12 protein-coding genes are annotated in these 10,929 nt (G+C 69.0%); 9 read left to right on the forward strand and 3 right to left on the reverse strand.

Annotated features, from left to right (window positions below; genetic code table 11):
• Positions 1-407: 407 nt before the first annotated feature.
• The 5 genes from rpsB to FNH05_RS21610 all read left to right on the forward strand — a co-directional run bounded on the left by rpsB (position 408) and on the right by FNH05_RS21610 (position 4,518).
• Positions 408-1,238: a 30S ribosomal protein S2 gene (gene rpsB / locus FNH05_RS21590; RefSeq protein ID WP_144590527.1), complete on the forward strand. Its 831-nt coding sequence runs from the start codon at positions 408-410 to the stop codon at positions 1,236-1,238.
• Between the two features lie 71 nt (positions 1,239-1,309).
• On the forward strand, positions 1,310-2,128 hold the full coding sequence (gene tsf / locus FNH05_RS21595; RefSeq protein ID WP_144590528.1) for a translation elongation factor Ts: 819 nt from the start codon (positions 1,310-1,312) through the stop codon (positions 2,126-2,128).
• Between the two features lie 158 nt (positions 2,129-2,286).
• A complete protein-coding gene (pyrH, locus tag FNH05_RS21600) occupies positions 2,287-3,024 on the forward strand; it encodes a UMP kinase (RefSeq protein ID WP_281287626.1) in 738 nt (245 codons plus the stop codon).
• Positions 3,025-3,070: 46 nt separating this feature from the next.
• Positions 3,071-3,628: a ribosome recycling factor gene (gene frr, locus FNH05_RS21605; protein WP_144590529.1), complete on the forward strand. Its 558-nt coding sequence runs from the start codon at positions 3,071-3,073 to the stop codon at positions 3,626-3,628.
• On the forward strand, positions 3,628-4,518 hold the full coding sequence (locus FNH05_RS21610; RefSeq protein WP_144590530.1) for a phosphatidate cytidylyltransferase: 891 nt from the start codon (positions 3,628-3,630) through the stop codon (positions 4,516-4,518). Before frr ends, FNH05_RS21610 begins: the two co-directional genes overlap by 1 nt.
• A gap of 13 nt (positions 4,519-4,531) precedes the next feature.
• Here FNH05_RS21610 and FNH05_RS21615 read toward each other — a convergent pair whose 3' ends face one another.
• Positions 4,532-5,377: a VOC family protein gene (locus FNH05_RS21615; protein ID WP_144590531.1), complete on the reverse strand. Its 846-nt coding sequence runs from the start codon at positions 5,375-5,377 to the stop codon at positions 4,532-4,534.
• Between the two features lie 82 nt (positions 5,378-5,459).
• Between FNH05_RS21615 and FNH05_RS21620 the strand changes: the two genes are divergently transcribed.
• On the forward strand, positions 5,460-6,275 hold the full coding sequence (locus FNH05_RS21620; RefSeq protein ID WP_144590532.1) for a class I SAM-dependent methyltransferase: 816 nt from the start codon (positions 5,460-5,462) through the stop codon (positions 6,273-6,275).
• On the opposite strand, the gene FNH05_RS21625 is transcribed toward FNH05_RS21620, so the two are convergent.
• Positions 6,233-6,841 carry a PadR family transcriptional regulator gene (locus tag FNH05_RS21625; protein ID WP_144590533.1) on the reverse strand — a complete coding sequence of 203 codons (609 nt, stop codon included), beginning with the start codon at positions 6,839-6,841 and terminating at the stop codon, positions 6,233-6,235. The genes FNH05_RS21620 and FNH05_RS21625 overlap by 43 nt on opposite strands.
• A gap of 95 nt (positions 6,842-6,936) precedes the next feature.
• On the opposite strand from FNH05_RS21625, the gene rlmN reads away from it, so the two are divergent.
• Positions 6,937-8,058: a dual-specificity RNA methyltransferase RlmN gene (gene rlmN, locus FNH05_RS21630; protein WP_144590534.1), complete on the forward strand. Its 1,122-nt coding sequence runs from the start codon at positions 6,937-6,939 to the stop codon at positions 8,056-8,058.
• A 23-nt stretch (positions 8,059-8,081) separates the two neighbouring features.
• On the opposite strand, the gene FNH05_RS21635 is transcribed toward rlmN, so the two are convergent.
• Positions 8,082-8,351, reverse strand: coding sequence for a DUF2631 domain-containing protein (locus FNH05_RS21635; protein ID WP_144590535.1), 270 nt, complete (start codon positions 8,349-8,351; stop codon positions 8,082-8,084).
• Between the two features lie 92 nt (positions 8,352-8,443).
• Between FNH05_RS21635 and dxr the strand changes: the two genes are divergently transcribed.
• Together dxr and FNH05_RS21645 are read left to right on the forward strand one after the other, a co-directional pair.
• On the forward strand, positions 8,444-9,649 hold the full coding sequence (dxr, locus tag FNH05_RS21640) for a 1-deoxy-D-xylulose-5-phosphate reductoisomerase (RefSeq protein ID WP_425458471.1): 1,206 nt from the start codon (positions 8,444-8,446) through the stop codon (positions 9,647-9,649).
• A 3-nt stretch (positions 9,650-9,652) separates the two neighbouring features.
• Positions 9,653-10,864 carry a M50 family metallopeptidase gene (locus FNH05_RS21645; RefSeq protein ID WP_144590537.1) on the forward strand — a complete coding sequence of 404 codons (1,212 nt, stop codon included), beginning with the start codon at positions 9,653-9,655 and terminating at the stop codon, positions 10,862-10,864.
• Positions 10,865-10,929: the final 65 nt, after the last annotated feature.

A 10,929-nucleotide genomic window follows, 5' to 3' on the forward strand; every position in this document is an offset into this window, starting at 1 on the left:
AATACGGACAGGGTGGTCACGTGATCCACTGTCGTGGCGGGCGGGGCCGGACCGCCAGGGGAGAACCGGAATCTGTGGACAACTCGGGCGGTGTGGACAACCCTGCCGGTTCCCGTTGCCCGTGCTGAAGCCCGAGGGTGGCTGGGCGTACACTGTTTGCGCGGCCTGTGCTGGCACAGGTCGACTTCGCGTGTATGTGCAGGTCCTGTTCCCGGCATCGTTCCTTCGGATCGGCCGGTGGCGGGACACGCGGCGCCCGGCGGTCTCCGTCGAGAAGCGCGGCTTCTCTCGGGGTCCGGGCATCGGCACGGCACCAGGGCCGCCGGCCACCCGGCCGGCGGCGGCAAACCGACCATGCGGGCCGGCTCATCCCGGCACGCCAAGACAGAAGAGGTGCGAATCCGGCCATGGCCGTCGTCACCATGAAGCAGTTGCTCGATTCCGGCGTGCACTTCGGGCACCAGACCCGCCGCTGGAACCCGAAGATGAAGCGCTACATCCTCACCGAGCGCAACGGCATCTACATCATCGACCTGCAGCAGACGCTGACCTACATCGACCGTGCCTACGAGTTCATCAAGGAGACCGTCGCGCACGGCGGCACCATCATGTTCGTCGGCACGAAGAAGCAGGCGCAGGAAGCGATCGCTTCCGAGGCGCAGCGCGTGGGCATGCCCTACGTCAACCAGCGCTGGCTCGGCGGCATGCTCACGAACTTCCAGACCGTGCACAAGCGCCTCCAGCGTCTGAAGGAGCTCGAGTCGCAGGAGCAGACCGGTGGTTTCCAGGGGCTGACCAAGCGCGAGATCCTGACGCTGACCCGCGAGAAGGACAAGCTGGAGAAGACCCTCGGCGGTATCCGCGACATGGCGAAGGTGCCCAGCGCCGTGTGGATCGTGGACACGAAGAAGGAGCACATCGCCGTCGGTGAGGCGCGCAAGCTGAACATCCCCGTGGTCGCGGTGCTGGACACCAACTGCGACCCGGACGAGGTCGACTACCCGATCCCGGGCAACGACGACGCGATCCGCTCCGCCGCGCTGCTCACCAAGGTGGTCGCCGAGGCCGCGGCGGCCGGCCTGCTGGCCCGTTCGGGCCGCAACGGCTCCGCTCCGGAGGGCCAGGACAAGCCGGAGCCCGGTGTGGCTTCGGACGAGCCGCTGGCCGAGTGGGAGAAGGAACTGCTGGCCGGTGGCGAGGGCGGCGAGAAGCCGGCCGAGCAGACCGCCTCCTCCTGATCGAACGCGCGTGCCGCCGGGACGGCGGCACGCGCCCCCAGAACTTTTCCGAAGGGAACGGACAACGCACGATGGCGAACTACACCGCGGCAGACGTCAAGCGTCTCCGTGAGCTCACCGGTTCCGGCATGATGGACTGCAAGAAGGCGCTGGAGGAGTCGGGCGGCGACTTCGACAAGGCCGTCGAACTCCTGCGCATCAAGGGTGCCAAGGACGTCGGCAAGCGTGCCGAGCGGGCCACCGCCGAAGGGCTGGTCGCCGGTGACGGCGGCGTTCTGGTCGAGCTCAACTCGGAGACCGACTTCGTCGCCAAGAACGAGCAGTTCCAGCAGCTGGCCGAGAAGATCGTGGCGGTGGCCAAGAGCGCCCGCCCCGACGACGCCGAGAAGCTGGGCGCCGCCGAGATCGAGAGCGGCAAGAGCGTCAACGACGCGATCCAGGAGCTGTCGGCGAAGATCGGTGAGAAGCTGGTCCTGCGCCGGGTCGTGGCCTTCGACGGCACCGTCGAGACCTACCTGCACCGGCGTGGCGCGGGTCTGCCTCCGGCGGTCGGTGTCCTGGTGGAGTACACCGGGGACAACGCCGACGCGGCCCGGGGTGCGGCACTGCAGATCGCGGCGCTCAAGCCGAAGTACCTGACCCGCGAAGAGGTCCCGGCGGAGCTCGTGGACAACGAGCGCCGTATCGCGGAGGAGACCGCGCGGTCCGAGGGCAAGCCGGAGCAGGCGCTGCCGAAGATCATCGAGGGCAAGGTGAACGCGTTCTACAAGGACGTCGTGCTCCTGGAGCAGCCTTCGGTGACCGACAACAAGAAGACTGTGAAGCAGCTGCTCGACGAGGCCGGCGTGACCGTGACGCGGTTCGCCCGGTTCGAGGTAGGCCAGCAGTAAGGCCTGGCGGCTGAAATGTGACCGTGCCCCGTCTCCGGCGATGTCGGGGACGGGGCACGGTGACGAACGGGCCAGGCAGGCACAGCAGCGGTACCAGTGGAGAAGAGGCGGGCGTGACTGAGGTGGGGGATGGCCCCCGTAACGGGGCTGGTGACAGGGTGGATCAGGCCGACGGTTACCGGCGGGTACTGCTGAAACTGGGTGGAGAGATGCTCGGCGGTGGATCGCTGGGCGTGGATCCGGACGTCGTGCACTCGGTCGCCCAGCAGATCGCCGGCGTGGTGCGGACGGGCGTGCAGATGGCCGTGGTCATCGGCGGCGGCAACTACTTCCGCGGCGCCGAGCTGTCCCAGCGCGGTATGGACCGGGATCGCGCCGACTACATGGCGATGCTCGGCACCGTGATGAACTGTCTCGCCCTGCAAGACTTCCTGGAAAAGGAAGGCGTGCCCACGCGGGTGCAGAGCGCGATCACCATGGGCCAGGTGGCCGAGCCCTACATTCCGAGGCGCGCGGAGCGGCACCTCGAGAAGGGCCGGGTCGTGATCTTCGCCGCAGGCGTCGGGATGCCCTACTTCTCCACCGACACCGCCGCCGCCCAGCGGGCGCTGGAGATCGGCTGCGAAGCGGTGCTCATGGCGAAGGCCGTCGACGGTGTCTTCACCGCCGATCCGAAGAGCGACCCCAGCGCCAAGATGTTCGACGAGATCACCCATCGCGAGGTGCTCGAGCGCGGGCTCAAGGTCGCCGACGCGACCGCCTTCAGCCTCTGCATGGACAACAACATGCCGATTATCGTGTTCAACCTTCTCACCGAGGGGAACATCGCGCGTGCGGTCCGTGGTGAGAGGATCGGCACACTGGTCAGCACCCCCGCCGACGGGCCCGACGCCTAGTCCTGGTGGGATCACAGGAGACAACTGAGAGACAACGGGAGCAGCCGTGATCGACGAAGCCCTTCTCGATGCCGAGGAGAAGATGGAAAAAGCGGTGTCCTTCGCCAAGGAGGATCTGTCGTCGGTGCGGACCGGCCGGGCCAACCCGTCGATGTTCTCCCGGGTGATGGTGGAGGCCTACGGCTCGACCATGCCGCTCAACCAGGTGGCGGGGGTGAACATCCCCGAGGCGCGCATGGCGGTCATCAAGCCCTACGACCAGGGGCAGCTGGCCGCGATCGAAAAGGCGATCCGCGACTCGGACCTGGGCGTGAACCCGAGCAACGACGGCAGCATCATCCGGGTCGTCATCCCGCAGCTGACCGAGGAACGGCGTCGCGAGATGGTCAAGATGGCCAAGAGCAAGGGTGAGGACGCCAAGGTGCACATCCGCGGGGTCCGCCGCAAGGCCAAGGAAGAGCTGGACCGGATCGCCAAGGACGGCGAGGCCGGTGAGGACGAGGTCGCCCGCGCCGAGAAGGAACTGCAGCACCTCACCGACAACTACGTCAACCAGATTGACGAGCTCGTCAAACACAAGGAAGCCGAGCTACTCGAGGTCTGATGGCCCAGGTGAGCGAAGAGCGCGAGAAGGCGCCGATGTCTTCTCCGGAGCCGGTGGAACCCGCCGAGCCGGCCAAGAAACCGTCGCGAGCCGGCCGTAACCTGCCGGCGGCCATCGCCGTCGGGGTGGTGTTGGGTGCGGCGATTCTCGTCTCGCTGCTCACCGTGCGGTACCTGTTCATCGGGATCATCGCGCTGGCGGTCGCGGCCGGGACCTTCGAGTTCGCGCAGGCCCTGCGCCGCGCCGCCGACATCCGGCTCTCGCTGGTCCCGTTGCTCGTCGGGGGTCAGGCGATGATCTGGCTGGCCTGGCCGTACGGGCGGGCCGGGGCGCTGATCGCGTTCGTGATCACGGTGCTGGCCTGCCTGTTGTGGCGGCTTCCCGGCGGGGCGCAGGGGTATCTGCGCGACATCACCGCCTCGGTGTTCGCGGCGGCCTACCTGCCGCTGTTCGCCTCCTTTGCCGCGATGCTGGTGCCGCCGCACGACGGGGTCGGCCGGGTGCTGACCTTCATGATCGCGGTGGTCGCCTCGGACACCGGTGGCTACGTGGCCGGCGTGCTCAAGGGAAAGCACCCGATGGCGCCGACGATCAGTCCGAAGAAGACCTGGGAGGGCTTCTCCGGATCGATGATCGCGGGCATCGCCGGCGGCGCGCTGGCCGTGTCGCTCCTGCTGGACGGGCGGGTGTGGCAGGGGGTGATCTTCGGTGCCGCCATCGTGCTCACCGCGACTCTGGGCGATCTCGTCGAGTCCCTGATCAAGCGCGATCTGGGCATCAAGGACATGGGCACCCTCCTGCCCGGGCACGGCGGGCTGATGGACCGGCTGGACTCGCTGCTGCCTTCGGCGGTTGTTTCCTGGGTGCTGCTGTCGGCCTTCGTGAGCTGAACCCGGCTCGGGTTCAGTCGTCGTAGGGGTCGTCGACCTCGGCCCGGCCCCAGTCCTGGGGCACTTCGTTCCGGTCGACGATCGAGAACACCGCTCCATCGGGGTCGGCGACTACGGCGATGCGACCCCAGGGGGAGTCGTAGGCGCCGACCACGATCCGGCCGCCGAGCATGACGGCGTGTCCGGCCGTGGCGTCAACCCCGACCGCCGGATCGGCGGCGAAGTAGACCATCCAGTGCGGCGGAGTGTCCGCCGGATACTCGGGCCCCATCACGTACCGGTACAGCACCGGCTGGTGGTCCAACTGCCATTCCGCGTAGTCGATGCCGTGGTGGTCCCCGATCTGCAGGCACCGGTACCGGAACAGGCGGCCGAAGAAGGCGTCGGCGGTGGCCCCGTCGTGGGTGTTGAGATCGGCGGTGGCGAAGGTGTTCGGCACTCCGGTACCGAAGTCCCAGTCCGGCGGTGGCTGCCAGAGCACGAGCGGGGCACCGGCCGGATCCATCGCGTGCAGGACGCTGCCCCGGCGCGGAATACCGACCGGCCCGAGGGTCACCACGCCACCGAGCCGGGCGACCCATTCCGCGGCGCCCGCGGTGTTGTGCACGGAGATGTTGACGGTCCACTGCGGGGCCGAGCCCTCCGCCCTCCGGTAGAGGCCGCCGACCTGACTGCCGCCGAGAGTCGCGATGAGATACCGGCCGGTGGGAGTGGACGGATCGCGGTGGGCGTCGAACCTCCAGCCGAACAGCTTGCCGTAGAAGCGCTGGGCGGTGTCTTCGTCGCCGGTGGCCAACTCCACCCAGCACGGCGTTCCCGGTGCGGGAAGGGATCGGCGCAGCGGCGAACCGAAAGTCATGACGTCCTCCAGTGTTCCGCTGCCCATGCTACGGCCGCTCGACGCGCGTTTTCCCGGATTCCGCTCGCTTATGCTGGTTCCTATGTGGAAGGCCGCCCGTCGCGGGCTGAAGGCGAAGCTCCGCGACGGGGCCGTGGTACCGAGTCCGAACATCTGGTACTACCCGGACGTCTACGAGCGGGAGAACCGCGCACAGGACGTGGACGGCGCGATCTGGCGGGTGATCGCGGAGGAGGCGGCCTGGGCCGGCCGGGACGTGGTGGATGTCGGCTGCGGTGACGGCTTCCACCTGCCGGTGTTTGCCTCGGCGGCGCGGTCGGTGGTCGGGGTCGAACCGCACGAACCGTTGCTGCAGCGGGCAAAACGGCGGGTCGGCGAACTGCGCAACGTGGAGGTGCTGGGCGGTCCGGCACAGCGGTTGCCGCTGCCGGAAGGGTGCGCCGATGTCGTGCACGCGCGCACCGCGTACTTCTTCGGGCCGGGCTGCGAACCGGGCCTGCGGGAAGCGGACCGGGTGTTGCGCCCAGGCGGTTCGCTGGTGATCGTGGATCTCGACGTGACCGGAGAGCCGTACGGCCGATGGATGCGCGAGGACCTGCCGCACTACGACCCGGCGGCGGTGGAAGCGTTTTTCGCCGGTCAGGGTTTCCGCTGCCGGCGCGTCGCCACGCGATGGTGGTTCGCCGAACGCGCCGAGCTGGAAGCCGTGCTGAAGATCGAATTCAGCCCGGCGGTGGCGGCGCGCGCCATCGCCGATGTCCTACGCGCCAACGATGATCCCGCAAACGGCTTCACGGTGCCGGTGGACTATCGCGTACACGTCCGCGAGAAGCCCACCGGCCTCGTGCTGCCCGGTCACTCGTCGTCTTCGGAATCGATTTCACCCAGGATCCCGTAGAGGGAACGCCGGGCTTCGTCGAGTACCTCGACCGCTCGTTTCTTCTGGCCGGGGGTGCCGGCCTGGGAGACCTGGATCGCGGCGGCCATCAGGGTGGCGCCTGCCTTGCGCAGGTTCACTTCGGACGGGTCGACCTCGTGGGCGATCTGCTCCCACGGCGGGGTTTCGTCCTGCCGTCCGGCGGCTGTCCGTCCTTCCTCGGTGAGTTCGAACAGTTTCTTGCCGCCCTCGTCGTGGCTGATCACCAGGCCCTCGTCGGCGAGCAGTTGCAGGGTCGGGTAGATCGACCCCGGGCTGGGGCGCCAGAACCCGCCGCTGCGCTCGGCGATCTCGCTGATGATCTCGTAACCGTGCCGTGGCTGTTCGGCGAGCAGGGCGAGGATCGCCGCGCGCACGTCGCCGCGCCGTCCGCGACGGCCGCCGGGGTGGTGCGGACGGCCGTGTCCTCGGCGCGGGCCGCTGGGACCCCAGCCGGGCGGGAACTCGCCGAATCCACCGCGGCCGCGCGGCCCGAAAGCCCGGCGCCCCTCCGGATCCGGCGGGAAGGGAAAAGCTCGGTATCGCATGTCGGATCTCCTTTCTCGTTATGTTCCGACATGTTCACGATATATCGGAAACAGTCGCTCGGCAAGGGGCCGGTTCGTGCGACACTGGAACGGTTATGACTGCTCTCCCCCTGGTCTTCGAGGCGCCTCGCCGCGGACTGCCGCCCCGCCATCTGGCCGACCTCACCGTCGCCGAGCGCGCGGAAGCGGTCGCCGAACTCGGCGAGAAGCCGTTTCGCGCCAAGCAACTGTCGAATCACTACTTCTCGCGCCTCACGGTCGACCCGGCGGCGATGACGGACATCCCGGCGGCCTCCCGCGATCGGCTGGTCGCGGAGCTGATGCCGCCGCTGCTGACCGAGGTTCGCGCGGTGGCCTGCGACGAGGGCACCACGCGAAAGACGCTGTGGCGGGCGCACGACGGCACGCTGCTGGAGAGCGTGCTCATGCGCTACCCCGATCGGGCCACGCTGTGCATCTCGAGTCAGGCGGGGTGCGGGATGGCCTGCCCCTTCTGCGCCACCGGGCAGGGCGGGCTGGACCGCAACCTGTCCACGGCCGAGATCGTCGACCAGGTCCGGGCCGCCGCCGCGGTGATGCGGGACGGGTTGATGCCGGGGCCGGACGGGAAGCCGAGCCCGGGCCGCCTGTCGAACATCGTGTTCATGGGCATGGGGGAGCCGCTGGCCAACTACAAGCGGGTGGTGGCCGCGGTCCGGCGCATCACCGACCCCGCCCCCGGCGGGCTCGGCATTTCGCAGCGTTCGGTCACCGTCTCCACGGTCGGGCTGGCGCCGGCGATCCGGAGGCTGGCGGACGAAAAGCTCCAGGTGCGCCTGGCGGTGTCCCTGCACACGCCGGACGACGAGTTGCGTGACACGCTGGTCCCGGTGAACAACCGGTGGTCAGTGGACGAGGTGCTCGAAGCGGCTCGCTACTACGCCGACACCAGCGGACGGCGGGTTTCGATCGAGTACGCGCTCATCCGGGACGTCAACGACCAGCCATGGCGCGCGGACCTGCTGGCCAAGCGGCTGCGCAAGCACCTCAACCAGCTCGTGCACGTCAACGTCATTCCGCTGAACCCGACACCGGGCAGCGAGTGGGACGCCAGTCCGAAGGCCGTCGAGCGGGAGTTCGTGCGCCGCGTCAACGCCGGGGGAGTGGCCTGCACGGTCCGGGACACGCGAGGCCAGGAGATCGCCGCGGCCTGCGGCCAGCTCGCCGCCGAGGGCTGAGCCGGCGCAGGCCGCGGGTGCGGTCAGCGCCGCCAGGCGGTGCGCTGCCGCTTGAGGTCGATGAGCAGCCCGATGATCACGGCCAGGCCGAGACCGATCAGCCAGACGTTCTCGGTGTTGTTCTCGTGGTTGTTGTAGATCATCACGAACAACAGGATCGCGGTGACCCAGCCGGCGATCCGGGTGGCCTTCGGGAAGGTGCCGTGCCATCCCCAGGCCGCCGACGGCTCGTCGCGGGGGTCCACCGTGCCGACGCCGGAATGCTTCCGCTTCTCCACCGTCTTGCCTGCCACGATCACTCCTCCACAACCTGCCGGAACCTGCACTCGCGATAATCCCACATGCCCCGGGCGCCCCCGCCGGGCGGTTCGGGACAATGGTCGCGATGAACACACCCCGCACCGTCCTCGTGCTCGGTTCCACCGGGTCCATCGGCACGCAGGCACTGGACGTCGCCGCCCGTAATCCCCACCTGTTCCGCGTCGCGGGCATCGCCGCCGGGGGTGGCGATCCGGCCGCGCTCGCCGCCCAGGCCCTGGCGCACGAGGTGGAGGCGGTCGCGGTCGTCAAACCGACCGTGGTCGAGGATCTGCAGCTGGCGCTGTACGCCGAGGCGCAGCGCCGCGGGTACGCGCGGGGCGAGTTCCGCCTGCCGCGGATCTTCGCCGGCGCCGACGCGGTGACCGAACTCATCGCCGCCGTGCCGGTGGACGTGGTGCTCAACGGCATGCCCGGTTCGCAGGGACTCGAGCCCACGCTGCGCGCGCTGGACACCGGCGCGATGCTGGCACTGGCCAACAAGGAGTCCCTGATCGCCGGGGGACCGCTGGTGCTCAAGGCGGCCAGGCCGGGCCAGCTGGTGCCGGTGGACTCCGAACATTCCGCGATGGCGCAGGCGTTGCGGGGTGGCCGGGCGGACGAGGTCGACCGGCTGGTGCTCACCGCCTCCGGCGGGCCGTTCCGCGGCCGCAGCAGGGCCGAGATGGCCGAGGTGAGCGTGTCCGACGCCCTGGCCCACCCCACCTGGTCGATGGGGCGGCTGATCACCATCAACTCGGCCACCCTGGTCAACAAGGGGCTCGAGCTGATCGAGGCCCACCTGCTGTTCGACGTGCCCTGCGACCGCATCGACGTGGTCGTGCACCCCCAGTCGATCGTGCACTCGATGGTCACCTTCACCGACGGCTCGACGCTGGCGCAGGCCAGCCCGCCCGACATGCGCCTGCCGATCGCGCTGGCCCTCCACTGGCCCGACCGGGTGCCGGGAGCGGCCCGGCCGTGCCGCTGGGACCAGGCTTCGTCGTGGACCTTCGAACCGCTGGATGCCCAGGCCTTCCCCGCCGTCGAACTGGCCCGTCACGCCGGGACGACCGGCGGCTGCCTTCCCGCGGTGTTCAACGCCGCGAACGAGACGATGGTGGCCGCCTTCCTCGCGCAGAACGCCCGCTTCACCTCCATCGTGGACACTGTTGAACAGGTGGTTCAGGAGGCTGACGAGTGGCGCCGCGAACCCCGTGACCTGGAGGATGTGTTCGCCGCGGAACGGTGGGCGCGCGCCCGCGCCGCTGAAATCGCTGAGGAGAGGAAGTAGGGCTTGCTCGCCTACATTTTCGGAGTCGTGCTCTTCGCGCTGGGCATCTGCGTGTCCGTCGCGCTGCACGAGGCGGGGCACATGCTCACCGCGAAGGCCTTTGGGATGAAGGTCCGCCGCTACTTCATCGGTTTCGGGCCCAAGGTCTTCTCGTTCCGGCGGGGTGAGACCGAGTACGGCCTGAAGTGGATCCCGCTCGGCGGTTTCTGCGACATCGCCGGGATGACGGCCCTCGACGAGGTCACCCCCGACGAGGCGCCGCGGGCCATGTGGCGGTACAAGACCTGGAAGCGCACCGTCGTGCTGGCCGCCGGGTCGGTGACGCACTTCATCCTCGGCTTCCTCGTGTTGTACCTGATGGCGGCCACGATGGGCCTGCCCAACACCACGGGTAAACCGCAGATCGAGTCCGTGGCCGACTGCGTGACCAACGCCACGACGGTCAGCCAGGCGACCTCCCCGGTCTGCCGCCCCGGCGACCCGGCCCCGGCCAAGGATGCCGGGCTCAAACCCGGTGACGAGATCGTGTCCGTGGGGGGCGTGGCCACCCCCACGTTCACCGACGTGACCGCCCGGATCCAGCCGATCTCCGGCCCGGTCACCGTCGAGGTCCGGCGTGACGGGCGGATCATTCCCCTGACCGTCAACGTGGTGCAGGTCGACCGACCGGTCGGCGACCCGAACAACCCCAAGGTCAACCGGTTGGGCGCGATCGGCGTCACCAGGGCGCAGTCGCTGCACTACAGCCCGGTGGCCGCCTTCGGCGCGGCGGGATCGTTCGCCACGGACATGTTCGGGCAGACCTGGGACCGGCTCCTGGAGTTCCCGCAGCGCATCCCCGCGGTGGTGCACGCGATCTTCGGCGGTGAGCGGGATCCGAACACCCCGGTCAGCGTGGTCGGCGCGAGCCGGATCGGCGGCGAGGCGGTGGAAGCCGGGGTCTGGCCGTTGTTCCTGCTCCTGCTGGCCAGCCTGAACTTCTTCGTCGGCGTGTTCAACCTGCTGCCGCTGCTGCCGCTGGACGGCGGCCACATCGCGGTCACCTGGTACGAGCGGATCCGGGACTGGCAGCGCGGGCTGCGCGGCAAGGCCGCGGGCGGTCCGGTGGACTACACGAAACTGTCGGCGATCACGATGGTCATCGTGTTCCTCGGCGGGGCGGTAACACTGCTCACCGTGACGGCTGACATCGTCAACCCGATCCGTCTCCAGTAGGTAGGCTGATCGAGTACGCAGCCGTCTGTAGGCCGTAGAGGATTCCATGAGCGTCGCCCTGGGCA

The sequence above is a fragment of the Amycolatopsis rhizosphaerae genome (assembly GCF_007713715.1).
Lineage (GTDB): Bacteria > Actinomycetota > Actinomycetes > Mycobacteriales > Pseudonocardiaceae > Amycolatopsis_E > Amycolatopsis_E rhizosphaerae.

What these genes read in the sequence shown, in the direction of transcription:
- FNH05_RS21625 (WP_144590533.1), bottom strand. Translation starts at nt 6,841, where the DNA reads ATGCGATACCGAGCTTTTCCCTTCCCGCCGGATCCGGAGGGGCGCCGG.
- FNH05_RS21610 (WP_144590530.1), top strand. Translation starts at nt 3,628, where the DNA reads ATGGCCCAGGTGAGCGAAGAGCGCGAGAAGGCGCCGATGTCTTCTCCG.
- tsf (WP_144590528.1), top strand. Translation starts at nt 1,310, where the DNA reads ATGGCGAACTACACCGCGGCAGACGTCAAGCGTCTCCGTGAGCTCACC.
- rpsB (WP_144590527.1), top strand. Translation starts at nt 408, where the DNA reads ATGGCCGTCGTCACCATGAAGCAGTTGCTCGATTCCGGCGTGCACTTC.
- dxr (WP_425458471.1), top strand. Translation starts at nt 8,444, where the DNA reads ATGAACACACCCCGCACCGTCCTCGTGCTCGGTTCCACCGGGTCCATC.
- rlmN (WP_144590534.1), top strand. Translation starts at nt 6,937, where the DNA reads ATGACTGCTCTCCCCCTGGTCTTCGAGGCGCCTCGCCGCGGACTGCCG.
- FNH05_RS21620 (WP_144590532.1), top strand. Translation starts at nt 5,460, where the DNA reads ATGTGGAAGGCCGCCCGTCGCGGGCTGAAGGCGAAGCTCCGCGACGGG.
- FNH05_RS21615 (WP_144590531.1), bottom strand. Translation starts at nt 5,377, where the DNA reads ATGACTTTCGGTTCGCCGCTGCGCCGATCCCTTCCCGCACCGGGAACG.